22 protein-coding genes are annotated in these 26,163 nt (G+C 37.9%); 8 read left to right on the top strand and 14 right to left on the bottom strand.

Features of this window, described 5'->3' with window-relative positions:
* Positions 1–44 precede the first annotated feature (44 nt).
* From C3V42_RS07250 to prlC, 3 genes are all read right to left on the bottom strand, one after another.
* Positions 45–746: an MOSC domain-containing protein gene (locus C3V42_RS07250; protein ID WP_065265260.1), complete on the bottom strand. Its 702-nt coding sequence runs from the start codon at positions 744–746 to the stop codon at positions 45–47.
* A 141-nt stretch (positions 747–887) separates the two neighbouring features.
* Positions 888–3,872 carry an ESPR-type extended signal peptide-containing protein gene (locus tag C3V42_RS07245; protein ID WP_106014116.1) on the bottom strand — a complete coding sequence of 995 codons (2,985 nt, stop codon included), beginning with the start codon at positions 3,870–3,872 and terminating at the stop codon, positions 888–890.
* A 351-nt stretch (positions 3,873–4,223) separates the two neighbouring features.
* Positions 4,224–6,266, bottom strand: coding sequence for an oligopeptidase A (prlC, locus tag C3V42_RS07240; protein WP_106014325.1), 2,043 nt, complete (start codon positions 6,264–6,266; stop codon positions 4,224–4,226).
* Between the two features lie 122 nt (positions 6,267–6,388).
* Here prlC and C3V42_RS07235 point away from each other — a divergent pair, with 122 nt between their 5' ends.
* Together C3V42_RS07235 and C3V42_RS07230 are read left to right on the top strand one after the other, a co-directional pair.
* On the top strand, positions 6,389–6,751 hold the full coding sequence (locus C3V42_RS07235; RefSeq protein WP_009500077.1) for a YbaN family protein: 363 nt from the start codon (positions 6,389–6,391) through the stop codon (positions 6,749–6,751).
* Entirely contained in the window at positions 6,744–8,285 is a 1,542-nt protein-coding gene (locus tag C3V42_RS07230) for a peptide ABC transporter substrate-binding protein (protein WP_106014115.1), read from the top strand. The genes C3V42_RS07235 and C3V42_RS07230 overlap by 8 nt, the downstream gene beginning before the upstream one ends.
* A gap of 321 nt (positions 8,286–8,606) precedes the next feature.
* Here the strand turns inward: C3V42_RS07230 and ribA are convergent, their stop codons facing one another.
* Positions 8,607–9,257: a GTP cyclohydrolase II gene (gene ribA / locus C3V42_RS07225; RefSeq protein WP_048953783.1), complete on the bottom strand. Its 651-nt coding sequence runs from the start codon at positions 9,255–9,257 to the stop codon at positions 8,607–8,609.
* Positions 9,258–9,326: 69 nt separating this feature from the next.
* Here ribA and C3V42_RS07220 point away from each other — a divergent pair, with 69 nt between their 5' ends.
* Together C3V42_RS07220 and nagK are read left to right on the top strand one after the other, a co-directional pair.
* The gene (locus tag C3V42_RS07220) at positions 9,327–10,055 is read left to right on the top strand and encodes a phosphatase PAP2 family protein (protein WP_106014114.1); all 729 of its coding nucleotides are present in this window, start codon (positions 9,327–9,329) and stop codon (positions 10,053–10,055) included.
* Positions 10,056–10,115: 60 nt separating this feature from the next.
* Positions 10,116–11,030 carry an N-acetylglucosamine kinase gene (gene nagK, locus C3V42_RS07215; RefSeq protein WP_106014113.1) on the top strand — a complete coding sequence of 305 codons (915 nt, stop codon included), beginning with the start codon at positions 10,116–10,118 and terminating at the stop codon, positions 11,028–11,030.
* Positions 11,031–11,188: 158 nt separating this feature from the next.
* On the opposite strand, the gene fbpC is transcribed toward nagK, so the two are convergent.
* The 4 genes from fbpC to C3V42_RS07195 all read right to left on the bottom strand — a co-directional run bounded on the left by fbpC (position 11,189) and on the right by C3V42_RS07195 (position 16,581).
* Positions 11,189–12,238, bottom strand: a complete 1,050-nt coding sequence (gene fbpC, locus C3V42_RS07210; RefSeq protein ID WP_106014112.1) for a ferric ABC transporter ATP-binding protein — start codon at positions 12,236–12,238, stop codon at positions 11,189–11,191.
* 24 nt (positions 12,239–12,262) lie between these two features.
* A complete protein-coding gene (locus C3V42_RS07205; RefSeq protein WP_164994231.1) occupies positions 12,263–14,320 on the bottom strand; it encodes an iron ABC transporter permease in 2,058 nt (685 codons plus the stop codon).
* 63 nt (positions 14,321–14,383) lie between these two features.
* On the bottom strand, positions 14,384–15,418 hold the full coding sequence (locus tag C3V42_RS07200; RefSeq protein ID WP_005627956.1) for an ABC transporter substrate-binding protein: 1,035 nt from the start codon (positions 15,416–15,418) through the stop codon (positions 14,384–14,386).
* Positions 15,419–15,540: 122 nt separating this feature from the next.
* Positions 15,541–16,581: an ABC transporter substrate-binding protein gene (locus C3V42_RS07195; RefSeq protein WP_106014111.1), complete on the bottom strand. Its 1,041-nt coding sequence runs from the start codon at positions 16,579–16,581 to the stop codon at positions 15,541–15,543.
* A gap of 163 nt (positions 16,582–16,744) precedes the next feature.
* Between C3V42_RS07195 and udk the strand changes: the two genes are divergently transcribed.
* The 4 genes from udk to C3V42_RS07175 are packed head-to-tail and all read left to right on the top strand — an operon-like array spanning position 16,745 to position 20,351.
* Complete coding sequence (gene udk, locus C3V42_RS07190; RefSeq protein ID WP_106014110.1) at positions 16,745–17,383, top strand: uridine kinase; 639 nt, start codon at positions 16,745–16,747, stop codon at positions 17,381–17,383.
* A gap of 8 nt (positions 17,384–17,391) precedes the next feature.
* A complete protein-coding gene (gene dcd / locus C3V42_RS07185) occupies positions 17,392–17,979 on the top strand; it encodes a dCTP deaminase (protein WP_005627962.1) in 588 nt (195 codons plus the stop codon).
* Positions 17,980–17,982: 3 nt separating this feature from the next.
* Complete coding sequence (locus C3V42_RS07180) at positions 17,983–19,170, top strand: hypothetical protein (protein ID WP_106014109.1); 1,188 nt, start codon at positions 17,983–17,985, stop codon at positions 19,168–19,170.
* The gene (locus C3V42_RS07175) at positions 19,170–20,351 is read left to right on the top strand and encodes a sugar transporter (RefSeq protein ID WP_106014108.1); all 1,182 of its coding nucleotides are present in this window, start codon (positions 19,170–19,172) and stop codon (positions 20,349–20,351) included. The genes C3V42_RS07180 and C3V42_RS07175 overlap by 1 nt, the downstream gene beginning before the upstream one ends.
* Positions 20,352–20,428: 77 nt before the next feature.
* Here C3V42_RS07175 and miaB read toward each other — a convergent pair whose 3' ends face one another.
* The 6 genes from miaB to C3V42_RS07145 all read right to left on the bottom strand — a co-directional run bounded on the left by miaB (position 20,429) and on the right by C3V42_RS07145 (position 26,119).
* Positions 20,429–21,853 (bottom strand): tRNA (N6-isopentenyl adenosine(37)-C2)-methylthiotransferase MiaB, encoded by a 1,425-nt coding sequence (gene miaB / locus C3V42_RS07170; RefSeq protein ID WP_005630294.1) that lies wholly within the window; start codon positions 21,851–21,853, stop codon positions 20,429–20,431.
* Between the two features lie 170 nt (positions 21,854–22,023).
* On the bottom strand, positions 22,024–22,986 hold the full coding sequence (lipA, locus tag C3V42_RS07165) for a lipoyl synthase (RefSeq protein WP_106014107.1): 963 nt from the start codon (positions 22,984–22,986) through the stop codon (positions 22,024–22,026).
* Positions 22,987–23,037: 51 nt separating this feature from the next.
* Positions 23,038–23,676, bottom strand: a complete 639-nt coding sequence (gene lipB, locus C3V42_RS07160; RefSeq protein ID WP_106014106.1) for a lipoyl(octanoyl) transferase LipB — start codon at positions 23,674–23,676, stop codon at positions 23,038–23,040.
* Between the two features lies 1 nt (position 23,677).
* Positions 23,678–23,956, bottom strand: coding sequence for a DUF493 family protein YbeD (gene ybeD, locus C3V42_RS07155; protein ID WP_005646399.1), 279 nt, complete (start codon positions 23,954–23,956; stop codon positions 23,678–23,680).
* Positions 23,957–24,058: 102 nt separating this feature from the next.
* Positions 24,059–25,240, bottom strand: coding sequence for a D-alanyl-D-alanine carboxypeptidase family protein (locus C3V42_RS07150; protein WP_005637600.1), 1,182 nt, complete (start codon positions 25,238–25,240; stop codon positions 24,059–24,061).
* A gap of 15 nt (positions 25,241–25,255) precedes the next feature.
* Entirely contained in the window at positions 25,256–26,119 is an 864-nt protein-coding gene (locus C3V42_RS07145) for a septal ring lytic transglycosylase RlpA family protein (RefSeq protein WP_106014105.1), read from the bottom strand.
* Positions 26,120–26,163: the final 44 nt, after the last annotated feature.

Here is a 26,163-nt window from a genome sequence, read left to right as displayed (position 1 = left end):
AAATTATAGCATAGATTTAAACTTTGCCTGACTTTCTACCCTCATTAAAATTCAGGTGTATTAAAAAAGGCACTTAGTGAAGAATCTTGAGCCAGTCTATCTGCTTGCTTACGCAAAGTGGTTTTATAACCCTCCGCTAACACATCACACTGTAAGGTTTGTTCTAAAAAGGCTTTATTTAAAGTATTGGCTGGTTTTGAAAGCAGTTCATGCACTGCCATCACAGTTAATGCTGGATAAGGACGTTTAACCAAGACCAGTTCATCATCTTGATGAATTTCACCTGCCTCTAATACACGCGCATACCATCCCACCAACCCCATTTCTACCACCACTTTTCGTGTTTCTGGTACATTCGTATTTTGAGATAACGTATTACACGGCTTGCGGGGTTGGCAAACTTCAATTAACGCTTCGCCAATACGAAACTGATCGCCAATACAAACATTATTTTCATCCAAATCAGACACCACAAAATTTTCGCCAAAACGTGAATCTTGTAAATAATCATACGACAAAGCCAAAAGTGCGGTCAGTTTTTCTAAACTTTTTTGTCCATTGAAAAAAATAGCTTTATCAACCCCACCATGATGTTTAATGTTCGCCACTTCATCCCCAACAGGGCCCAAACGTTCAACCCGAATGTGCGATACCGAATGTTTACGAATAGCCGTTGTAATTTGTTTACCATCAGATAATGTGAGCACGCTCGCTTTGGCGGCTTTCACGGCTAGAATTTTGCTCATTTATATTACTCCAAGTTTCATCTAAACCTTATTCCCAGATTTTATCATGAACCATCATTTCTTTAACATATTGTAGATAAAAAAGCGCCCAGCATTTGCCGGGCGCTTCACTTACTTTAGAGATTTATTATTGTTATTAGATTACCATTGGTATCCGTATGCGGCACCAACCATCGCATCTTTTTTACCAGAAAGGTTAGATGCACCGCTGAATTTGATAATGTGTTTACCATTATCAGATAAGCGAGAATAACCCACCGCTAAAGATTGCTGACCACGATAGCTTGTCGTTGCCGCAGAAACCATTGAACGACCTGAAATATGTGGCTGCGGTAACATACCCATTGCACCAGCAGTCGCGATACCACGGCTTGCGCGTTTATCCACACCATCAATTTTGTTGTTCAATTTACCCATTTTACCATCAATATCACCTAAACGATTGTTAATATGATCGATTGCTTGAGTATTTTTATTTACTTGCTGAGCAACTTTATGTAATTGATCACCATTTACTGCATCTTTCGATCCTGCTTCAACTTTACCGCCATTTACTTGAAGGTTATTGATCACAGTATTTCCACCAGCAGGGTTATTAATGTTCATTATAACATCTTTGTTATCCACTTTTTCGCCTGTTGGGTTGCCGTTAGCATCCGCTTTTACGTAATTGCCATTATCATCACGAACAACATTGTTACCATTTTTATCCGTGAATTTAATGCCATCTACATCAACAGAAATTGAGGTTTCATCAGATGCAGTTGGTGTTGCACCTTTTTTCGTTACCGCTTTCACCGTTGTGCCGTTACCATTTTTGAAGTTAACGGTATCTTTCGGGGTGACTTTTTCTGTTTTGGTTAATGGATTGCCGTTAGCATCTAAGGTGTTTTTGCCATTTTGTTTAATTGCAAAACCAACATCCTTATTATTCAATACATTCTCAATATTATTGCTGATATCATTTGCAATATTTTGCTTATCGGCATCAGTTAAACCACCTTTAATAGTTACAGTGTTATCTTTACCTAAGCTTACTGTTACACCATTTTCACCTTTAAATGTGACTTTATCATCTTTAATTGGGTTTTCATTTTTACCATCAGAGATAGTCCATGCACGGTTGCCAAGAGCCGTGACGTTTGTATTGATATCACCTAACTTAGTATTAATATTTGCAATATCACCTTCATTTTTAGTTACACGACCATCAAGATTTTTAATATCGTCCTCATTTTTAGTCACACGAGTGTCAAGCGCAGATGTCATACCATAAAGCTGCGAACCATTGATTGCATCGGTTGAGTCTGCATCAATCCAACCAGCTGCAACGTGTTTGATTTGACGTTCCTCACCTTTTTTACCAATAGAAACAAAGCGACCTTGTTTATCTCCAGCGGCATCAGCAGGTTTACCATCTTTATCTTCACCACCTAAATTACCCTTAAACCCTGAGTAAGTAGTTTTACCAACTGTTGCTGAATTCACAGCTTTAACAGTATGTTCTTTACCTGTACTATTATGACCTAATACTACTGCTCCGTTACGTGTTTTACCGTTATTATCAATTTCAACATTGTTACCTAAAACCATCACTTCTTTGGTATCTACAATATTATTTGTACCGATAGCAGTGCTGTCTGTACGTGTGTTACCGAATGTTTTACCAACAATTGTTTTATAACCTATAGCATTTGAGCGATCACCTTCAGCTCTAGCCTCATAACCAACAGCATTTGAACCTGCTCCGTAAGCTTTTGCTAAGCGACCAATTGCCGTTGTTTGATAGTTGTTAGCATGAGCGCTAGAACCAATCGCTATAGAAAATTGAGTATTACTATCTTTATTGGAAAGACGAGTTGCATCTTTCTTCGCTCGTTCGATTGCTAGATTGATTCTTTCCAATGTAGCTGTCGCAGAAGCTACTTTGAATTTATTTTCAGCAGAGCCATCATCTTTTAGACGATCTTGAGCCTTATCTAATACGTCTTTAGCTCTCTCCCACAATGCTTGTAAACGAGCAATTTCACCATCATTTTTCTTTTGCAGTTGATCGGCTTCAGCCTTAGTTAAACCACCTGCAAGCGCATTATCACCTATCGCAAGGGAGTTATCTTTTACAGCGTGTGCACGTACACCGACAGCCGTTGAGTTTTGACCTACCGTCATGTTTGCAGCACCAGTTACGGCTTCAAAACCTAAAGCTGTTGAAGCACCACCACGCGCACCAGCTTTATAACCAACCGAAGTGAGACCTTGACGGACATTACTTGGACCATAACTTTCTAAAATTTGATATTTAGCTTTATCTTTACCTGCTTGATCAATTCCAGGATTAAATTGTTCACCAATACCGCGATCTTCCCAATCCGCTGCTGCGCCAGAAAGTGCACCTATAGCAACAGAATTATCATAGTTTGCAGCCGAAAGTGCACCTATAGCAGTAGTGCCATTTTTATTATCTGCGGCCAAAGCGAAAGGTCCGACTGCAACAATACCTTCTTTAACTGAATCCCAACCTTGGTATGCTCGCATATCTGAACGAGCACCAACCCCCATTGCTACAACAGGGCCTACAGCCTGAGAACCATAACCTACCGCAGTACTAAATGAATCTTGAACATTTTTAGCTGTATCACCAGCAGTTGTACCATCAGAACCACCTAAGGTAATGTGATGACCGATAGCAACGTCCCCTGCTTTACCTGCTGATTTCCCATTTTTACCATAAACTTCAGCTGGGCTATTGATTTCATAACCAATTAAAATTTGCCCATCATAAACTTGCTTATTTTGTGAACCAACTACAATAATATGTTTAGGAATACCATCCTTACTATTTGTTTCAGTCGTAACTCCATTTGTACTATCGTTATTAATTATAATAATCGTTTTTCCATCTTTAGTAACAATATTAGTAGCAGGAGTCTGTTCGACAGATGTTAATTTTGGCACTGCATTATCTGCTGCCATTGCACTTGATACGCCTAATACAGATGCCACAGAAAGTGCGGCTAATGTTGAAACTGTTTTTGATGCACTTTTGCCTTTTGCAGATGCTAATTCTCCTGCCACAGTCCATGATTGAGTAGCAGCATTCCAGATAGTTTTATAAATTCGATTCATTTGTTTTATCCTAAAATAGTTAAATCGATGATGGTTAAATATGGTTCTAAAAGTTCTTTAGATAACCAAATAACCATACATTATTCCTGATTAATCTAAAGACGCGTGAATTATAGTGTTTTTTTTAAGGGAATAAAGTAAATTTACAATTCTTTACATTACATTTACATTCCGCTGTTCCATCGGCAATCACAATTCAGCATAAAATCCCTTTTTCTAACTGGCATTACCAACATGATTAAGCACGTAAATTAAATAAAAAAGACTGTAAAATATTTAAACAATATTGATTATTTTTATAGCAAATAAAAATAAGTGGAACAAAAAGGCGGACTTAAGTCCGCCTAATGATTAATGATTGGCTATGCCTTTATGTCTTAACAAGGCATCTAATTGCGGTTCTCGGCCTCGGAAGCGTTTGAAGAGTTCCATTGGTTCTTCTGAGCCGCCACGGGTGAGAATTTCATCTAAGAATGATTTGCCGGTGATTGGGTTGAAAATACCTTCTTCTTCAAAGCGTGAATAAGCATCAGCCGATAAGACTTCAGCCCATAAATAGCTGTAATAACCTGCAGCGTAGCCCCCAGCAAAAATATGGCTGAAACTGTGAGGGGTTCTTGCCCAATCCACGCCTTTTATGACGGCAACTTGTGATTTCACTGATTTAAGTGTATCCAAAATTTGATTGGTTTTTTCCACATCAAAGGTGTGATGTAAACGGAAATCAAAAATACCAAATTCAAGCTGACGTAAAATAAACATCGCGGCTTGGAAATTTTTCGCTTTTAACAATTGCGTGAGTTTTTCTTTTGGCAACGGCTCGCCTGTTTCGTAATGTCCTGAAATAAACGCTAATGCCTCTTCTTCCCAGCACCAGTTTTCCATAAATTGACTTGGTAATTCTACAGCATCCCAAGGCACACCGTTAATACCCGCGACATCGGAGACATCAATTTGCGTAAGCATATGATGAATGCCGTGACCAAATTCGTGGAATAGCGTGGTAACTTCATCGTGCGTAAATAACGCTGGCTTATTCCCTATCGGTGCGTTGAAGTTGCAAGTTAAATACGCCACTGGGGTTTGAATGCTGCCATCCAGTTTACGTTTGCGCCCAATACAATCATCCATCCACGCACCACCACGTTTGTGTTCGCGTGCATATAAATCAAGATAGAAACTGCCACGGAGTTGATCGTTTTCATCAATTAAATCAAAGAAGCGCACATCTTTATGCCAAGTATCCACGCCTTTGCGTTCAACTGCACGAATATTGAAAATGCGTTTAATCAATTCAAAAAGTCCCGAAATTACGCGATTTTCAGGGAAATATGGGCGAAGTTCTTCATCATTAATGGCGTATAAATGTTGTTTTTGTTTTTCGCTGTAAAAACCAATATCCCAAGGTGCAAGTTCAGTGACACCAAATTCTTTTTCGCAGTAATCTTTCAATTCTTGTAACTCTTTTTCGCCTTGTGGTTTGGCACGTTCGGCAAGATGATCTAAGAAATCAAGCACTTGTTGTGGATTTTCTGCCATTTTGGTAGCAAGTGAAAGTTCGGTGTAAGTATGAAAACCGAGTAATTTTGCCAATTCCACGCGTAACGTAAGAATTTCTTCCATCACTTTACTGTTGTCCCATTTGCCTGCGTTAGGACCTTGTTCAGAGGCGCGTGTTGCATAAGCACGGTACATTTCTTCACGCAATGCACGATTTTCACAGTAAGTCATTACAGGTAAATAACTTGGGATTTCTAATGTAAAACGATAACCTTTTAATCCTTTACTTTCGGCAGATTGTTGTGCTGCTTGCAGTGCGGATTCTGGTAAGCCTACAAGTTCAGCTTCGTTTTCAATGAGTTTTTCCCAACCCATTGTGGCATCTAATACGTTATTGCTAAATTGTGAATTTAATTCCGATAAGCGCGCGACAATTTCACCGTAGCGTTGTTGTTTTTCTTCGGAAAGCCCGATACCTGAAAGTTCAAAATCACGCAGTGCATTTTCAATGGCTTTCTTTTGCGCAATAGAATAGTCCGCAAATTCAGCACTGTTTTTTAACGCTAAATAGGCATTATAAAGCCCTTTATGCTGACCAACCCAAGTGCTGTATTCAGAAAGTAAAGGCAAGCACGCTTGATAGGCTTCACGTAATTCAGCACTATTTTTTACTGAATTGAGATGAGAAACGGGTGACCAAGCACGATTTAAGCGATCATTGGTTTCCGTTAAAGGTAAAATGAAATTTTCCCAAGTAAAGTGCGGTTGTTTTAACACTTGTTCTATCGTATCGCGACAATCTTGAATTAATTTTTCAATAGCCGGTTGAATATGTTCTGGCTTGATTTGTGAAAATGGCGGTAAGCCTTGAATGTTAAGTAATGGATTTGACATAGACATAAATGTTCCTTTTTTGAAAACTACTTTTTATGTGACGGCAAATTCTATAATATCAAGGTTGAAAAATCTAAAAAATCAGCAATAATGGTTCGCATTTTCTTTTTATTAGGAACATTATGAAGTTTATTTACATTGTTTTAGGTTTTCTTTCTCTTGCACTTGGCATCATTGGAATTTTCCTTCCTATTTTACCGACCACGCCTTTTTTATTACTTACTTTATTTTTCTTTGCAAAAGGTTCAAAACGCTTAGAACAATGGTTTTTAGGCACAAGTATTTATCAAAAACATCTTAAGTCTTTTAATGAAAATCGTACATTAAAGAAAAATACTAAAATTTGCATTTTGAGTTTTGCGACCACTATGTTGCTTATTGGTTTTTATTTCACGCCAAGCGTAATGGGGCGTAGCGTTATTGCGGCATTGATTTGTATTAAATTTTGGTTCTTTTTATTTTGGGTTAAAACCGAGAATGAATAATTTTCTAACTTTGTGCCAGCGAAGTGCGGTTATTTTTTCCATTATTTTTACGGTGGTGGCTTGTGATAAATTGGATAATCCCAAGCCTGTTTCGCCACAAGTTGAGGCACCGAAAAATCCTCAATTGGAATCTAACCGTGTTGAATTAAAACGTGGCGTTTATGGCGATTTGACTTTGCAACCTTGGCAAGCAAAAAACGAAGAACAAACCCAATTATTACGCGATCTTTTTGAAGGCTTAACGGCTTATGATGTGCAAGGTAATCTTGTTCCTGCCGTAGCAGAAAGCTGGCAAACTAAAGATAATAAAACGTGGATTTTTACTTTGCGTGAAAATGCCAAATGGTCAAATGGTGAAGCCGTAACCGCATCTGATTTTGTGCAATCTTGGCAAGCACTTTCTCAATCTGAAAGCCCACTTAAAAATTATTTGGCTTTCATGAATGTGAAAAATGCGAAGGCAGTATTGGAAAAAACACAAGCTGTGAAATCGCTTGGATTATTTGCCGAAAATGACCGCACTTTACGCATTGAATTAGATAAAGCATCACCATATTTACCTTCTATGCTGGCGCACGTCAGCCTTTTGCCTCGCTATACGAAATCGACTGAAACGTTTATCAGCAATGGTGCTTATCAATTACAAAGTCAGGCTGAAAATCAGTACGTTTTAACTGCCAATCCTTATTATTGGGCAAAAGAAAAAGTGATATTTCAGCAAGTGAAGTATCAAAAAATTGCAGCAGATGCAGATTTATCTGATTTTGATGTGGTATTGAATCCGAAAAAAACTGATCAGAATATCCAAGATTATCCGCAGCTTTGTACTTACTTCTATGAATTTAATCTTGCCGATCCTATATTACAAAAAAGTGCGGTAAGAAAAGCGATAGCTTCGATGATTTCTACGAAAAATTTGGTTGCAGATATTGCTCATCTTCATCCAAGTAATACTTTTTTACCTAAATCTATGCTCGGTGAGCAAGAATCTGTTTGGGAGCCCGTTGTTGCAGAACAGCTTTTTTCTCAAAACCAAATTAGTGAAACTCACCCATTAAAATTACGCATTCGTTATGATGATTCGTCTCTGAATCAAACTATTGCAACGCGATTAAATCACCAATTATCTCAATCAGATTTATTACGAGTTGAAAATCAAGGGATGGGTTGGCAAGAATTGCAAACAGCTCGCACAAAAGGGGATTTTCAATTAATTCGTTCTGGCTGGTGTGCTGATTTTAATGATCCCGTCGCTTTCTTAAATTTGTTCTATTCAAAAAGCCCTGATAACAAAAATGGCTATAAAAATGCAGAATTTGATCGTTTATTTGAAAGAGCAATGACGACGACATCCGAAAAAATGCGGTTAGAAAATTACGCGAAATTAAAAGGGATAGTTCAACAAGAATATTTAGTGTTACCCATTTTTCAATATAGTACGCCCGTTTATCTCGCGCCAAGTATAATGGGCGCGCAAGTAAATTCTGTTGGAACCATTTATAGTAAAGATTTATGGCGAAAGGTTAAAAATTAGTAATCACGCTTGCAATCAAGGAAAGAATTCTTTAAGATTGGAAGCATTGGGGACAACTCCGACATCGTCCCCGTAGCGATTATCTTAGATAACTGTACCAGAACAGCTAACTAAACAACAGATAATCAAGAAAATGAAAAAGAGCGTTTTTTTTCATTTTACTTACTCCTGATAAGCCCCGATCTTTGGAATACGAGACGGGGTTTCTCGTTTTTAGCAATATGCTAAAAAATCTTTTGATTATTCCATGACATAAAGTTTAAATAAAAAAGCCACACTGTTCAATATAACAGTATGGCTTTTTTTACATGTATTATTTTATTAAATAATCTCTTCTTGGCAATGTGGACAGCTCATTAAATGTTGTTCATCATTGTTATGCACAATGTAATGCCCCATTTTTTTCGCTTTTGTATCAAGATATTTTGTGTTGTAGCGGTTTTCGCCCACATTAAGAGGAACTCGTTCAACCACGTTGATACCTGCTTTTTTCATGGTTTCTACTTTTTCTGGGTTGTTGGTCATCAAGCGAACTTTTTTTACCCCAAGTAATTCGAACATATCGGCACAGACTTCGAAGTTACGTTCATCTGCTTTGAAACCTAAAGCAAGATTGGCTTCAATCGTATCCATTCCTTTATCTTGTAAAGAATAAGCGCGGATTTTATTAATCAAACCAATTCCGCGACCTTCTTCACGATGATAAATTAAGACACCGCGACCCTCTTCTTGAATTTGTTTCAATGCTGTCGCTAGTTGGAAACCACAATCGCATTTTAAGCTATGGAGTGCATCGCCAGTTAAACATTCAGAATGGATGCGCGCTAATACAGGTTCATCCGCATTAGAAATATCGCCCATCACTAAGGCTATGTGCTCTTTTTTAGTATCTGGAAATTCAAACCCCACCATTCTGAAAAGACCGTATTCAGTGGGTAAATTGGCTTGCGTAACTAACTGAATTTTTGCCATAAAGTGATCCTTATTCGTCATCATTTCTGCTAAAATGCGCGCGTTATTTTTTATTCTCAAGGGGCGAGCATGTTCAAAAGGCTGTCATTATATACGTTATTACTTTGTCTTGTACCATTTTTTATCTGGGGTATTTCCTATCAGTGGCATGGCAATAGCCAATTAACTGAAGCTGATTATTGGCTTTATTTACTCACTGAAACAGGAAGTGTACCTTATGCATTGATCACCTGTGTGTTATTTGCGCTTTTGTTTGCGTTTTTATTCAAAAATCCAAAACAATGGATATTAGGCGTAATTGTGATGGGGATTTCAGTTATTGCCACTCAAGCCGCAAAAACGGGGGCAAAAGCATTGTTTGAAGAGCCTCGTCCGTTCACCGTTTATCTAGCTGAGCAAACTCATTCAACGCCTGAAAACTTTTATAAAAATGACCGCACTTTGCGTGCAGAAATAGCTAAGAATTTTTATTCGATGGATGCTATCACGCCAGCTTGGTTAGTTCATCATTATGAAAATGAAACGGGTTATTCGTTCCCTTCTGGACATACGATTTTTGCGGCAACTTGGCTAATGCTTGCTGTTGGCTTTACCCAATTATTGGGTAACCGTTCTTTTAAAGCAAAATTGCTGGTGGCGGGTATTGCAGTGTGGGGCTTGTTAATGTTGATTAGTCGCGTGCGATTAGGCATGCATTACCCAATAGATTTATTCGTGGCGACATTGCTGGCATGGTTGATTAATAGCATTATTTTTGCTTTTTTAAAGAAAAAGGCAATTTTTGCCACTAAATCATGATTTAAGTGCGGTTAAAATTTTTCCTAATTTTAACCGCACTTCTTTATAAAGGAGCAGACTATGTATTATGGTTTAGATATTGGTGGCACAAAAATAGAGCTTGCCGTATTCAATGAAAAATTAGAAAAATTATATTCTGAACGAGTGCCAACACCTAAAACCGACTATGAAGAATGGCTTAACACGATTGTGGATTTAGTGAATCGTGCTGATGAAAAGTTTGGTGAGATAGGCACCGTAGGTTTGGGCATACCAGGTTTTGTAAATCAACAAACTGGATTAGCCGAAATTACCAATATTCGTGTGGCAGATAATAAACCAATTTTACGCGATCTGTCTGCACGTTTAGGGCGTGAAGTGCGGGCAGAAAATGATGCAAATTGTTTTGCGTTATCTGAAGCGTGGGATGCGGAAAATCAACAATATCCGACTGTACTTGGTTTAATTCTTGGAACTGGTTTTGGTGGTGGCTTTGTCTTAAATGGTAAAGTTCATTCAGGTCAAGTGGGAATGGCGGGAGAGCTTGGTCATTTACAACTAAATTATCATGCCTTGAAATTATTGGGATGGGATAAAGCCCCCATTTATCAATGTGGTTGTGGCAATAAAGCTTGTTTGGATAATTATCTGTCTGGTCGCGGTTTTGAAATGCTTTATCGAGATTTGAAAGGCAAAACATTATCTGCTCGTGAAATTATTGATTTGTTCTATCACGGCAATGAAAGTGCGGTAGATTTTGTGAATCTTTTTGTTGAATTGGCAGCGATTTCTATTGGCAATATCATTACGGCATTTGATCCACACATGATTGTGTTAGGTGGTGGGTTATCTAATTTTGATTACCTTTATCAAGCACTTCCTAAAGCATTACCAACCTACCTTATGCGTTCGGCTCAAGTTTCGCCGATTAAAAAAGCCAAACACGGGGATTCTGGTGGTGTGCGTGGTGCGGCCGCCTTATTCCTTTCAAAATAATCCTTACTCTCGCCTATCCGATTGTTAGGATAGGCGATGTAAGAACGCATTTTTATTCAACTAACATATCCTGAAGTACTTCATCATATTATGTCTTAGTCAGTTCGCACGATAATAAAAAAGTATGGCTATTATTCACCGTACTTTTATGCGCTGTACTACTCTTTCTTCAATAAGAAAATACCGTGATCAGATAAATTGACATAAGCTTGTTTTAAATCGGCATTAAAATCTTCTGGCTTACAATTCACCAATAAATCCTTTCCAACCCAATTTGCGACCACTTCCCAATGGTTGCCCATATAGACCGCACTTTTAATCTCGCAACGCTGAGCATCACTGCCCTCTGCAGCAAGATAAATTGCTTCTGGGCGAATACCTACTAAGCATTCACCATCGGGTAAATTAAACTGTGCAGCATCTTTTAAAGACACATGATAGCCATTAATATCCACCACGCTATTTTCTAATTTTCCATCGAAAATACTGGATTCCCCCATAAAGTTAGCTAAGAACAAGGAATTTGGTCGGAGATAAAGCTCTTTCGCTGGCGCTTTTTGCATAATTTTACCTTTATGCATAACGATAACTTCATCAGATACCGCAAAGGCCTCTGTTTGGTCGTGTGTCACATAAAGCGAGGTAATGCCTAAACGTTGTTGCAATTCACGGATTTTTTCACGCATTGAACGACGTAAATTTGCATCCAAATTACTTAATGGTTCATCAAACAATAGAACTTTTGGTTTCAATACCAAAGCACGAGCCAATGCAACACGTTGTTGTTGACCACCCGAAATTTGATCTACAAAGCGGTCTTCGAATCCTGCTAAGTCCACTAATTCTAATGCTTCTTTTACACGTTGAGCACGTTCTTCTTTGCCAATGCCTTGCATTTTTAAGCCGTAGCCTACGTTATCGCCAATGCTCATATGCGGGAAAAGCGCATAAGATTGGAAAACAATACAAATATCTCGATTTTGAATAGATGATTTTGTTACATCTTCTCCATCAATAAAAATTTGTCCTGATGTTGGATTTTCTAACCCCGCGACTAAACGCAACACGGTAGTTTTGCCGCAACCTGATGGCCCTAACAATGTCACCATCGTGCCACGTTTGATCGTTAAATCTAAATTATCAATGACGACAGCTTTACCAAATGCTTTGGTGATATTTTTTAATACTAAGAAATCATTATTACTCATAATATTTACCTACAACTTAACGAGTTAATTCATTTTTTTCGCTTTAGAACGAGAGATACGTGTATCACCTACAATCCAGTCGAAGAATAAAATAATTGCCATCATGACAACAATTAGGATTGAACCGTATGCAATAGCAACACCGTATTCACCATCTTCAACGCGATTTAGGATATAAGCTGTTGCGACCCGAGTATCTGCTGTCACTAAGAATATAATTGCGCTCACCGTCGTCATTGCACGAACGAAACTGGTAACAAGCGCTGAAAGCAATGCGGGTTTTAATAATGGCAAGACGATATACCATAAGGTTTTCCACGAACTCCCTTTTAAAGAAAGCGATGCTTCATCAAGAGATTTATCAAGCTGACCTAACCCCGCAATCGCTGCTCGCATACCAATTGGTAAGTCACGCATAACCATTGAAATAATCACGATAATGCCAGTACCCGTAATATAAAGCGGTGCATTGTTGAAGGCTAAAATGTAAGACACGCCCGCCACTGTACCCGGCACGGCAAAACAAAGCATGGTTAAGAACTCAAGGGATTTTTTACCTTGGAAATCTTTACGCACCACAATGTACGCAATCAATAATCCAAACAATGCGGTTAATGGTGCGGCAATACCTGCATAAATTAAGGTATTGATTAGTGACGGCCACGCTCCATCGCTCAATCCTTGCCCGAATAACATGCCATAGTTTTTCAAGGTTAAAGTGTAATCTACGCCCCAGTTTACCGTGAAGCTTCCGTAGAAAATACTTCCATAAAGCGCCATATTAAAGATTACCCAGAATCCAAGCATACCAATGATGGTATATTTCAAACCAGTTGGAAGATCTTGCACATCACCACGATAAGATTTACCTGAAACGGTGACATAAGAGCGGTTACCAATCCAAATGTATTGAATGATAAAAATCGCTAGAGAGAAAATTAATAATATTGAACCTAAGGTACTTGCTGACGCGTAATCTAATTGAGAACCCGCAATATAGAAATAAATCTGTGTTGCAATCACATCAAAGCTACCACCCAATACCAATGGGTTACTAAAATCTGCAAGGGATTGGATAAATACAATTAAAAATGAGTTCGCCAATGCGGGGCGTAACAATGGGAAAATGATGTTATAAAAAGTTTGATAGCGATTGGCTCGTAACGTATAAGAGGCTTCTTCAATAGAAGGATGTACGGATTTTAATGCGCCATCTAAAATCATAAAAGAAATAGGGGCAAATGCGAGAATTTGAGCAATCGCAATCCCATTAAAACCATAAAGCCAGTTATGATTGGTGAAACCAAAATTCGTACTTAAAAATTCGGTTACATAACCAGAACGGCCGAGCATCAAAGTTACCCCTAATCCCACAACAAATGGTGGCGTAACAATTGGCAAAATAGAGAAAATTTTTCCGATAAATGCCGTTCTACGAGCGATACGCGTGGTATAAAGCGCAAAGGCTAAACCAAATACAGTCGAAACGACGCCCACAAAGCCCGATAAGAAAAGAGAATTAGTAATCACGCGAACAATATAGCTCTGCGTTAAAATACGCATCACTTGTTGTGGCGCAAACGTATCACCGTCATAAAACATTGAAACGAAAATCGCCAATGTTGGATAAACGATAAAGAAGAAAATAAGCAAAATAATGCAAAGTAAAGAAGCGATAATAAACTTATCCCCTTGCATTACTTTAAGTTTGGCCAATGAAAGCGTCGCCAATGCGGTATATCCTACAAGCAACACGATCACAGAATAGCCCATACTAATTTTGTACAGCGTCGCACTGATAAACATAAACAGTACAGAAAGTGCGGTCAAAAATAGCTCTGTTTTTGCTTGGGTTTGCTGTGGCAATCTCAATAACGGCAAAGCACCATACACAATAACAGGCAGGAACCAAACCCAAGTTAAATTGAAAGAAGCCCAGCCCATTGCATCTAAATATTCATCTGAAGTACTTTCAAACAAACCGTAATCAAGTGCATTGGAAGGCAGAAGTGCAAACGCCAATAAGGATAAAATAATCCAAAAATAAGCAGAATGCATTATGGAAAGTTTTTTTGCGTTCATACAACCTCGCATAAGGTAAAAAAACGAAGCGATATGCGACATATCACTTCGTTAGTGACATCATTATTTAGCTAATTTTACTTCATCAACCCATTTTGTGATTAAGCGTTTACGTAAATCAGTCGCACCGTATTTATCAAAATCATAGTTAATTAAATTAATAGATTTAAAATCTAACGCATAAGGCGATTGTTGTGCAGTGGTGTTGGTTAAAATGGAATACGCTTCACCTTTTTGCCAAGTTAGTTCTTGCGCCTCTTTGGATAACGCCCAATCAACAAAAAGTTTCGCATTATCTAAATTACGCGCACCTTTAATGACACTCACACCGCCAATTTCATAGCCAGTACCTTCACAAGGTACAACTAATTCTACTGGTGCGCCTTTCGCTTTTTCTAAAGAATATTCATGTAAGAAACCAATGCCAATTGCCGTTTCTCCACGAGCTGTATTACGTGTTGCCGTATTACCAGATTTGGTATATTGCGATACGTTTTTATTCAACTCTTTTAAGAATTTAAACGCTTCGTCTTCTCCCCAAAGTTGCATATAAGTTGCTAGCTGAGTGTAACCCGTACCAGAACTTTGTGGATCTGCGGCTTGAATTTCATTTTTGTAAATTGGGTTAGCTAAATCCTTCCAGCATTTTGGAATAGGTAAATTCAATTTTTTCAAACGTTCTGGATTCACGCCAAAACCTAACACACCTAAATAAATCGCTGAAGAATAATTCCCTTTCATTTTGGCTGGATCACGGAATTTTTCTACGATCTGAGGAAGATTGGATGATTTATAAGGTTCTAATAACCCCATTTCCCCTGCTTGAGAATGAGGATCCATCGTTCCACCATACCAAACATCACCTTGCGGATTATCTTTTTCAGCATCAATTTTCGCTAAAATGGTTCCCGTGCCACCACGAATAAAACTTGTTTTAACATCAAATTTTTTCTCAAATGCCATCGCTTCTTGCTCGCACATCGTATTTTGCGCGCTGCAATAAATGACTAGACGTCCTTTTGCAAAAGATGGGTTACTTAACACTAATCCACTTAGCATCACACCAGACAGGGTTACTGCGATTTTTGATAGTTTCATCTGATTATAACTCCCTTATGAATGAAAATTTTGCAATCTCTTAGAGGGAAAACGAAATCACATTAAAAATACAAAAAAGTGCGGTCAAAAACTTCAGTATTTTTTGCCGCACTTATTCAGCGCTATTTCGCTAATTTAACTTCTTGTACCCATTTTTCAATTAAAGCTTTACGTTGTTCTGTTGCACCGTATTTTTCAAAGTCATAATTGATTAATTTAAGTTTATTTGGATCAAATGCAGTTGGTGATTGTTCTGCGGTCGTGTTAGTTAAGATTTGTAAAGAATCCCCTTGTTTCCAAGCTAATTCTTGGCCTTCTTTTGATAAAGCCCAATCGACGAATAATTTTGCATTATCAATATTACGCGCACCCTTTAAGATACTCACGCCACCTAACTCATAACCTGTTCCTTCGCAAGGCACGACTAATTCTAACGGTGCACCATTGCGTTTTTCTAATGCATAATCATGTAAGAAACCTATCCCAATTGTCGCTTCACCGCGCGCAGAGTTACGTGATGGCGTGATACCCGATTTAGTATATTGAGAAACGTTAGGATGTAATGCTTTTAGGAAATCGAATGCCTCTTTTTCGCCCCATAATTGAACAAAAGTTGCCAATGCCGTGTAAGCTGTACCCGCACTTTGAGGGTCTGCAATTTGAACTTCGCCTTTTAAGCGAGGATCTGTTAGGTCTTTCCAGCATTTCGGCACTTCTTTAATGCCTAATTTTGCCAAACGTTCAGTATTCACACCAAAACCTAAGATCCCCATATAAATTGAGGAAACATAGTGACCTTTTGTTTTCGCAGGATCACGGAAACGTTCAACGATTTCATCAATGTGTTTAGATTTATAAGGCTCAATTAACCCTAATTCAGCCGCTTGTGCTTGAGGGTCAAAGGTACCACCAAACCAAACATCCGCTTGAGGATTATTTTTTTCAGCTTCAACTTTGGCAAAAGTACTGCCTGAACCATTACGAATAAAGGATGTTTTCACATCATATTTTTCACCAAATGCCTTCGTTGTTGCTTCGCATAGCGCATTTGTTGCACTACAATACACTACCAATCTCCCCTTTGCACTAGCCGAACCAGAAATTGCTAAGCCAGCCGCTAAAAGTGTGGCAGAAACAGAAAGAGAAATTTTGTTGAACTTCATAATAAATACTCCTTATTGGATAGAATGTTTGAATCCTACTCGAAAAGAGGAAGTAATACCGTGATGAAGTTCACAGTTTTAAAAATTCAAGTAAAAAAATAAACGTGAAATTCACCGCACTTTTCTTTATAATTCATCAAATTTTTCTATACCTCGCAAAACTATGTCAGATTCTTGTATCATCATCGCCATCACTGGCGCATCCGCATCAGGAAAAAGTTCTATCGCCTCTACCGTTCACAAAGAACTCTGTAATGAATTAGGCTGCCAAGAAATTGGTATTATTGCAGAAGACAGTTACTACAAAGATCAAAGCCATTTAGAAATGAGCGAACGCATAAAAACAAATTACGACCATCCAAGCTCAATGGATCGCGATTTGCTCATTCAACATTTAAAAGATTTAAAATCAGGAAAAGCAGTTAATGTGCCTGTTTATAGCTATGTTGAACATACTCGTACGGGTGAAACCACAACATTTACACCAAAACGTATTGTGATTTTAGAAGGGATTTTACTGCTTACGGATGAACGCGTTCGTCAACTTGCGGATATTTCCGTATTCGTGGACACACCATTAGACATTTGTTTTATTCGTCGTTTACAACGTGATATGGAAGAACGCGGTCGTTCCCTACAATCGGTTATTGATCAATATCGTGCAACCGTGCGCCCAATGTTCTTACAATTTATTGAGCCATCTAAACAATATGCGGATATTGTCATTCCTCGCGGAGGTAAAAACCGTATTGCAATCAATATGTTAAAAGCTCAAATCCTTCATTTATTGAATCAAAAATAGGAAATCTTATGCGTCTTTGCGATACTGATATTGAACGCTATCTCGATGATGGCATTATTTCTTTAACGCCTCGTCCAAGTAATGACAAAATCAACGGTGCGACGATTGATGTTCGCTTGGGTAATTCTTTCCGCGTATTTCGTGAGCATTCAGCGCCTTTCATTGATTTAAGCGGCCCGAAAGAAGAAGTATCCGCCCAGCTCGAATCGGTAATGAGCGATGAAATTATTGTGCCTGAAGGCGAAGCATTTTTCCTACATCCCGGTACTTTAGCGTTAGCAACCACACTTGAATCCGTAAAATTACCCGCCAATATTATCGGTTGGTTAGATGGTCGCTCTTCTTTAGCACGTTTAGGCTTAATGGTACACGTCACAGCACACCGTATTGATCCAGGTTGGGAAGGAAAAATCGTATTGGAATTTTATAATTCAGGGAAATTACCATTAGCATTACGTCCAAACATGGTGATTGGCGCATTAAGCTTTGAAATATTAAGTGGCGAAGCGAAACGACCATACAGTAGTCGCAAAGATGCAAAATATAAAAATCAACAAAGTGCGGTTGCGAGTCGAATTGACGAAGACAAGGAATAATCGATGAAAAAGTTCGCGCTTGGCGTAGGGATCGTCGCTTTGGCGATCTTTTCTTTTTTGTATATCCAACTTTATCGAGCACAAAGTTCTATCGCTGCACAACTAGCACAACAAAACATTGCGGTTCAATCAGTCAATCTATCTCTATTTCCACCCGCACTTTCTCTCGAGAAAGTTCAGTCTGAACAATTTTCTGTGCAAAAGATCGAAAGTCAATTCAACCTTTTGCCACTTTTTTACGGTAATATTAACCTTTCCTCACTTCAACTTAAACAGCTCAAATTAAGCAATAAAGCACAAAATATAGCCGATATAAAAATGCATTTTTCAGCGCTTTCTTTAACGCAATTATTGGCAAAAAAAATAATTTTAAATGGTAATAATCAAATATCTATTAAGTTAGAAAAACCATTTTATGGGAAAAATAAAACCTTTGATTTTACTTTTACTAAAGCTAATATTAACCTCTCTAATGAAAAATCATCTCTCATCCAGTTTGTCAATGCCAAATTAAATAATCAATCACTTGGTTATATTGAAGCTCATGGTGATTTTAACAAGCCATTAAAACGGCTTGTTACCTATATCAAACCACAATGTGATAATAATTGTTTAGCTGTAGTTAATTATCAGAGTGTGGGTGATCAAAGCATGATCAATTTTTCTGGTAAGGAATTTCCAGTCAAGCCATTGCTTAGCCTATTGAGCTTTCCTGAAGCCTTGAGTGGTTACACTGATTTTAAAATCAATTTAGGTTTTAAGAATTCTGAAATAACACAAGGAAAATTCAATTTTCAGGCAAAAAATGGCGAAATTATCGGTGTAAATTTGTTAGATATTGTCTCACAATATTTCCCAATTAATTACAGCAATGATTTATTAGCGAATAAAGAATTAAATACACAGTTTGAACAATTTCAAATACAACTCTCACTGTTAAAAGATCAATTAAATGCTGAAAAATTTGAATTAAAAACCCCCGCACTTTTGGGAAGTGGTACGGGTGTCGTCTCATTAAATCAAATGCAATGTGATATAAATCTTACAGTACGTTCTACAAATAAAAATTATCAAAATCTTATCTTACCAATCCGATTCTTTGGGGATTGTTATTCACCTCAATATAAATTTAATTTTACAAGAGAATTTCGTCATCAACTCATAGACATCATAAAAGAGAAGCTACATTAATGTCACCACTAAATATAAGAAAAATTCAATCATGGCGAGTCCTATTAATGGCATTTGCAGGGTTTATTTTTAATACAACTGAATTCGTCCCTGTTGCAATGTTAAGTGATATAGCAACCAGTTTTGATATGCAAACTGCCGATACAGGACTAATGATGACAGTATATGCCTGGACAGTACTTATTGTATCTCTTCCAGCAATGCTTCTAACAGGTGAAATGGAGCGGAAAAATTTACTTATCAAGCTCTTTATTATTTTCATCATAGGGCATATTTTATCTGTTATAGCATGGAATTTCTGGATTCTACTTATTGCTCGAGTTTGTATTGCTATTGCCCATTCTGTATTCTGGTCTATTACGGCTTCGCTTGTGATGCGAATCGCACCAAAAGATAAAAAGACACAAGCGCTAGGAATGCTTGCTATAGGAACATCCCTTGCAACAATTTTAGGGTTGCCTATTGGAAGAATTATAGGACAACTCGTAGGCTGGCGTGTTACTTTCGGAATTATTGCACTTTTAGCATTCTTCGTTATGCTACTAATAATTCAACTCTTACCAAAACTACCAAGTAAAAACGCTGGTTCTATTGCAAGCTTACCAATGCTCGCTAAGCGTCCGTTACTCATTGGGCTTTATATCGCCACAATGCTGATTGTTGCCGCACATTTTACGGCTTATACTTATATTGAGCCTTTTATGATTGAAATAGGCCATTTGGATCCAAATTTTGCAACTTTTGTACTTCTTATTTTTGGTATATCTGGCATTTTAGCTAGCCTTTTATTCAATCGACTACACCGTTTTGGCCCTACTAAATTTGTTGTTGTCGCAATGGCTTTACAAAGCCTTTCTCTCTTACTATTACTCCTTTCAACAAAATATATCATCACAATGCTTACCCTTTCTTTTCTTTGGGGTATTGGTGTTGGTTGTATTGGTCTTGCTTTACAAATACGCGTATTAAGACTTGCACCTGATGCAACAGATGTGGCTACGGCTATTTACTCTGGTATTTATAATGCAGGTATCGGCACTGGGGCATTATTTGGAAATCTTGTAGCAACCCATATAGGGCTAGACAAAATTGGCTATATTGGCGCAATGTTAGGATTATGTAGCCTTATTCTTTTTATTGGGTCACATTTAAAATATCGTCATACATTTCTCTCTAAATAATTGAAGCCCTGAATATTCAACAAAAAATAACCGCACTTTAATTTCTCAAAGTGCGGTTAAATATTTCAAGATTTTAATTAGCCGTGATAACGCCCTACACCTAATTCATCTTCTTTACGTGTACGATTCATCACTTCTTGTGGAGACTGTGCAATACGTAATCCCATTTCATCTTCAGTACGCACCACTTCGCCACGTAGAGAATTGGTATAAACATCAGTGATTTTCACGTCCACAAATTTTCCAATCATTTCTGGAGAACCTTGGAAATTGACAATACGGTTCGTTTCAGTGCGTCCCGTTAATTCCATGATATCTTTCTTCGATGGCCCTTCAACTAATACGCGTTGTTCTGTGCCAAGCATGCGACGGCTAAATTGTGCGGCTTGTTGATTAATACGCTCCTGTAACACATAAAGGCGCTGTTTCTTTTCATCTTCCGTTACATCATCTGGCATATCTGCAGCTGGCGTACCTGGTCGGGCTGAGTACACAAAACTGAAACTCATATCAAAGTTCACTTGTGCAATCAAATTCATAGTTTGCTCAAAATCTTCCGCCGTTTCACCCGGGAAACCAACAATAAAGTCAGAGCTGATTTGAATATCTGGGCGCACAGCACGAAGTTTACGAATAATAGATTTATATTCTAATGCTGTATGACCACGTTTCATCATCGTTAATACACGGTCAGAACCTGCTTGGACTGGGAGATGTAAAAAACTCACCAATTCAGGCGTATCACGATATACATCAATAATATCATCTGTAAATTCTATTGGATGGCTAGTTGTGAAACGTAAACGGTCAATACCATCGATAGAGGCCACGAGACGAAGCAACTCAGCAAAGCTACAAATTTGACCATCATGTGTCGGACCACGGTAAGCATTCACGTTTTGACCAAGTAAGTTAACCTCACGCACACCTTGATCCGCAAGTTGCGCAATTTCAAATAAGACATCATCCACAGGACGGCTGACTTCTTCACCGCGTGTATAAGGTACAACACAGAAAGTACAGTATTTATTACAGCCTTCCATAATCGAAACAAATGCCGTTGGACCTTCTGCTCGAGGTTCAGGTAAGCGGTCAAATTTCTCAATTTCAGGGAAACTTACATCTACAACAGAACTCTTACCACCACGAATTTGGTTAATCATTTCGGGCAGACGGTGCAAAGTTTGTGGACCAAAAATAATATCTACATAAGGCGCACGATGACGAATATGTTCCCCTTCTTGAGAAGCCACACAGCCGCCCACGCCAATCACTAAATTTGGATTATTTTTCTTTAACTCTTTCCAACGACCAAGTTGGTGGAAAACTTTTTCTTGTGCTTTTTCACGAATAGAACAGGTATTCAATAATAATACGTCTGCTTCTTCAGGAATTTCGGTAAGTTCTAATCCATGAGTACTTAATAAAAGATCTGCCATTTTAGATGAATCGTATTCATTCATCTGGCAGCCCCAAGTTTTAATATGTAATTTTTGAGTCATTTTCTACAATATCGTCAGGTGTTATAAATAATTAGTTGAATAAAGCGGTCGGCTATTTTACAGGCTTGCAATAATTCTGGCTAGTAAATATTCGGTGAAAAAAAACATCAAAAATAAACCGCACTTTCGTGACAAGCAAAAAGTGCGGCTTAATTCAGAGCAGTTTTAAATTATTTCACTAATCCGCCACTGGCTTGTAAATCAGCATGATAAGAAGAACGAACAAATGGCCCACAAGCCGCATGTTCAAATCCCATTGCATTGGCTTTTTCACGGAATTCATCAAATTCAGCTGGCGGTACATAACGCGCAACAGGCAAATGATGGCGGCTAGGTTGAAGATATTGCCCCAACGTGAGCATTGTCACACCATTATCACGTAAATCTTGCATGACTTTTAAAATTTCCTCGTTAGTTTCACCTAATCCCACCATTAAACCAGATTTAGTTGGGATATTCGGGAACATTTCTTTAAATTCACGCAATAATTTAAGTGACCATTCGTAATCTGCCCCAGGACGAATCTCTTTATATAGGCGCGGGACATTTTCTAAATTATGGTTAAAAACATCTGGCGGATTATCTTTTAATTTTTCCAATGCCTGTGTAATGCGACCACGGAAATCGGGCACTAAAATTTCAATCTTAATGTCAGGATTAAGTTCGCGCACAGCTTTTACACATTCTGCAAAATGACCTGCGCCACGATCAGGCAAATCATCGCGATCCACCGATGTAATCACCACATATTTAAGTTTCATATCTTGAATTGTTTCAGCTAATTTTTGTGGTTCTTCAGGATCGGGTGGTAATGGCTTCCCATGCGCGACATCACAGAATGGACAACGGCGCGTACAAATTGCACCTAAAATCATAAAAGTTGCTGTTCCATGATTAAAACATTCGTGTAAATTTGGACAAGAAGCTTCTTCACACACAGAATGCAAACCATGACGACGCATTCCATTTTTGATGCTTTCAATTTTAAGTGAATTTGCCGGAAGTTTAATTTTCATCCATTCAGGCTTTTTCAATAGCTCTTGGTTTGGATCAATATTTTTTACTGGAATAATCGACGTTTTTGCCGCATCGCGATATTTTACACCGCGTTCCATTTTGAAATGCGTTGACATAAGCGTTCCTAAATAAAAATGCCCAAACAGGGCATTTTTGATCATTAAATATTACAAATTTGTTACATTATAGCCTAAAAGCTCAGCAAAGTGTTTAATTAATTTTGGTGAAACCTTATCGCAATTAGCTTCATCTTGATTAACAAAATCCGCTAATTGACACATTTCAAGACCAACATAGCCACATGGATTAATATAATGAAATGGATTCAGATCCATATTGATATTCAATGCTAACCCGTGAAAAGAGCACCCACGACGAATACGCAGTCCAAGAGAACAAATCTTTTTTCCATCCACATACACGCCTGGTGCATCAGGTTTTGGATAACTTTCAATACCATATTCAGCTAAAGTTTTTACCACCGTTTGTTCAAGTGCGGTAACTAATTGACGTACATTTAAATTCTCATGACGCTTAATATCAATGAGCACATACATCACTTGCTGACCGGGTGCATGATAGGTTATTTGCCCACCACGATCCGACTGCACTACAGGTATTTCACTACGTTGTAAAAGATGCTCAGGTTTACCTGCTTGCCCTTGGGTAAATACAGGAGGATGTTGCACTAACCAAATTTCGTCTTGCGTTTCCACGGTGCGGCTATCTGTAAAATTCTGCATTTTATGCCAAATTTCTTGGTAATCTTGCAACCCTAACTGGCGAACGATAAGGGAATTATTCATGCTAGATAACCATTTTTACGCCTTCAACTTTAGCAAGTTCTTTATAAAGTGTTTCTACCTGCTCAAAGTTTTCAGCAATAATGTCGATTGAAACCGAATTATAGGTACCTTTACTACTCCGTTTTTCCTTAGGAATATAATCGCCTTTAACATATTTTTGGACGACCTGAATTAGATCTTGCGCTAACCCCTCGCGATTAATTCCAGCAACTTTAAATGTCATTTTTGCTGGAAATTCCATTAATTCTTTAAGTTTTGCGTAATCGTTTTCTGTTGTCATATTATTTCCCAATAATAAAAATGATGTGTGGATGATACCCCCCCACACATTACGAATGCCTCAGTTAAAAATGAAAAAAGTGCGGTAAGTTTCTGGCATATTTTATGCAAATAAGCCTTTTACAGTGAGCACGAGCCAATCCCAAGCTTTTCCGAAAATACTCGCTTCACCCACTTCATCCATCACTTGTAAGTTTACCGCTGCAATATCTTTACCTTCTAATTGATAAATCACTTTACCTACGACTTGGCCTTTTGCTAAAGGCGCTTGTAAGTTTTTACTTTCTAACTCATATCGAGCTTTAAGCTCATTTTGTTTGCCTTTCGGAACTGTGATAAAGCTATCTTGTAACGTTCCTAATTTCACACTACCTTTATTACCATAATAAACAGGTTGTTCTGAAATTTCTTTGCCAGCCTCTAAAGTTTTAAATGTTTCGAAATTAGCAAAACCCCATTGTAAAAGTTTTTTACTTTCTACTTCACGGCCTTTGTAAGTTGGAACACCCATTACTACAGAAATTAAACGCATATTGTTTGGTGTAGTCGCTGAAGCAACTAAGTTATATCCAGCTTGGCTAGTATGGCCTGTTTTCATTCCATCAACATTAATGGTTTTATCCCATAATAAACCATTACGATTAGGCTGTTTGATTTTATTAAATGTAAAATCTTTTTCGGAGTAAATTTTATATTCTTCAGGTAAATCACGAATAATATGTGCACCAATAAGCGCCATATCACGAGCAGAAGAATATTGATTAGGATCGTCTAAACCATGCGGCGTGGTGAAATTCGTGTTTTTCAAACCAAATTGTTGAACATATTTGTTCATTGTTTCTACAAAGTTCGGTACATTGCCAGAAATGTGTTCAGCTAATGCCACTGTCGCATCATTACCAGAAACAACAATCACACCACGATTCAAATCTGCTACAGATACTTGTGTATTTAAATCTAAAAACATTTTTGATGAGTCTGGGAAATTACGCCCCCAAGCACTCTCACCAATGGTTACCATATCGGTATTGTGAATTTTACCCTGTTTTAAAGCGCTCCCTACCACATAACTTGTCATCATTTTAGTTAAAGATGCAGGATATTGACGCTCGTCAGGATTAAGTGCGGCTAAAATTGCGCCTGAATTGTAATCCATCAATACATAAGTTTGAGCAGTAATTTGAGGTGGAGTTACGCCAAACTGCATATCCTCTGCAGATACCGAAAAAGCACTAAGTGCCACAAAACTTGATAAAAATGCGATTTTTGTTGTTCTTTTCAACATAGTGTGTTCCTACAATTAATTTTTATATGTGTAAACAATTAGTGGCTTGTTTACTGCCATTTTTTGTAATTGATTTCTTACTTGAACCATCTTCTCTTTTGTATCAAAAGGTCCAATATGAATTTCGTATTTTTCGCCTGTTCGATTAACTTCAGCGGTAACGTTATCTAAAGCCAACTGAGTAATAAATTTATCTGCTTGACTATGTGAAGCCAGTTCAAGCATTTTCAATCTATAACTATCCCTCCCTTTTTGGCTATTTACCACGTTTGTATTTTTTATTGTCGAAGCATCTTTTTTTACCACTAAACGATCCATCGCTTCTTGTGTTTTAGCATGCTTTTCTAACGTTTTCGTCGCTGCGCCAGATAGTTGTCCATTTTTTGCAACATGTAAGGCTTCAATTCTAACTTGCCCCATACCGCGAGAAATTAATCCTATTTCTTTCGCCGCCGCATGAGAAAGATCAATTAAACGTTTATCACTAAAAGGCCCACGATCATTAATACGTACGATAACTTTACGATTGTTATGCAAATTGGTTACCAAAGCATAAGAATTTATTGGCAATGTTTTATGTGCCGCAGTAAATTGCGTTGAATTATAAACATCACCACTTGCAGTTCTACGCCCATTAAATTTGAGATGATAGTAACTTGCCATCCCTTCTTTCGTATAGGCTTTAGCATCGTCTTCAGTTTTGGTCGTATAAGTTTGCCCTTTCACGGAATAAGTACTAGGGGCAGGTACTGTGGTTATAATCGAAAGTTTATCCCCTTGGATACCATACATTTTGTGAGTGTCCGCATGTGCTGAAAAGCTAGTAATTATAGCAAACAAAACAAGTGCGGTCAGATTTAATAATGTTTTTAATTTCATAAGCGTTGACTATTTTCATTTATTTACTCTTTTAAGAAAAGCAA

It is taken from the genome of Haemophilus sp. oral taxon 036, assembly GCF_002998595.1.
Taxonomy (GTDB): Bacteria; Pseudomonadota; Gammaproteobacteria; order Enterobacterales; family Pasteurellaceae; genus Haemophilus; species Haemophilus haemolyticus_K.
The sequence above is the reverse complement of the archived record's forward strand: the minus strand, read 5'-3'. Positions and strand labels throughout refer to the sequence as shown.

Coding starts and splice junctions, on each gene's coding strand:
- C3V42_RS07145 (WP_106014105.1), bottom strand. CDS start 26,119: ATGAAATTAAAAACATTATTAAATCTGACCGCACTTGTTTTGTTTGCT.
- C3V42_RS07250 (WP_065265260.1), bottom strand. CDS start 746: ATGAGCAAAATTCTAGCCGTGAAAGCCGCCAAAGCGAGCGTGCTCACA.
- nagK (WP_106014113.1), top strand. CDS start 10,116: ATGTATTATGGTTTAGATATTGGTGGCACAAAAATAGAGCTTGCCGTA.
- C3V42_RS07175 (WP_106014108.1), top strand. CDS start 19,170: ATGTCACCACTAAATATAAGAAAAATTCAATCATGGCGAGTCCTATTA.
- C3V42_RS07230 (WP_106014115.1), top strand. CDS start 6,744: ATGAATAATTTTCTAACTTTGTGCCAGCGAAGTGCGGTTATTTTTTCC.
- ribA (WP_048953783.1), bottom strand. CDS start 9,257: ATGGCAAAAATTCAGTTAGTTACGCAAGCCAATTTACCCACTGAATAC.
- C3V42_RS07195 (WP_106014111.1), bottom strand. CDS start 16,581: ATGAAGTTCAACAAAATTTCTCTTTCTGTTTCTGCCACACTTTTAGCG.
- C3V42_RS07205 (WP_164994231.1), bottom strand. CDS start 14,320: ATGAACGCAAAAAAACTTTCCATAATGCATTCTGCTTATTTTTGGATT.
- lipA (WP_106014107.1), bottom strand. CDS start 22,986: ATGTCAACGCATTTCAAAATGGAACGCGGTGTAAAATATCGCGATGCG.
- dcd (WP_005627962.1), top strand. CDS start 17,392: ATGCGTCTTTGCGATACTGATATTGAACGCTATCTCGATGATGGCATT.
- C3V42_RS07245 (WP_106014116.1), bottom strand. CDS start 3,872: ATGAATCGAATTTATAAAACTATCTGGAATGCTGCTACTCAATCATGG.
- prlC (WP_106014325.1), bottom strand. CDS start 6,266: ATGTCAAATCCATTACTTAACATTCAAGGCTTACCGCCATTTTCACAA.
- lipB (WP_106014106.1), bottom strand. CDS start 23,676: ATGAATAATTCCCTTATCGTTCGCCAGTTAGGGTTGCAAGATTACCAA.
- fbpC (WP_106014112.1), bottom strand. CDS start 12,238: ATGAGTAATAATGATTTCTTAGTATTAAAAAATATCACCAAAGCATTT.
- C3V42_RS07220 (WP_106014114.1), top strand. CDS start 9,327: ATGTTCAAAAGGCTGTCATTATATACGTTATTACTTTGTCTTGTACCA.
- C3V42_RS07150 (WP_005637600.1), bottom strand. CDS start 25,240: ATGTTGAAAAGAACAACAAAAATCGCATTTTTATCAAGTTTTGTGGCA.
- C3V42_RS07200 (WP_005627956.1), bottom strand. CDS start 15,418: ATGAAACTATCAAAAATCGCAGTAACCCTGTCTGGTGTGATGCTAAGT.
- miaB (WP_005630294.1), bottom strand. CDS start 21,853: ATGACTCAAAAATTACATATTAAAACTTGGGGCTGCCAGATGAATGAA.
- udk (WP_106014110.1), top strand. CDS start 16,745: ATGTCAGATTCTTGTATCATCATCGCCATCACTGGCGCATCCGCATCA.
- C3V42_RS07235 (WP_009500077.1), top strand. CDS start 6,389: ATGAAGTTTATTTACATTGTTTTAGGTTTTCTTTCTCTTGCACTTGGC.
- ybeD (WP_005646399.1), bottom strand. CDS start 23,956: ATGACAACAGAAAACGATTACGCAAAACTTAAAGAATTAATGGAATTT.
- C3V42_RS07180 (WP_106014109.1), top strand. CDS start 17,983: ATGAAAAAGTTCGCGCTTGGCGTAGGGATCGTCGCTTTGGCGATCTTT.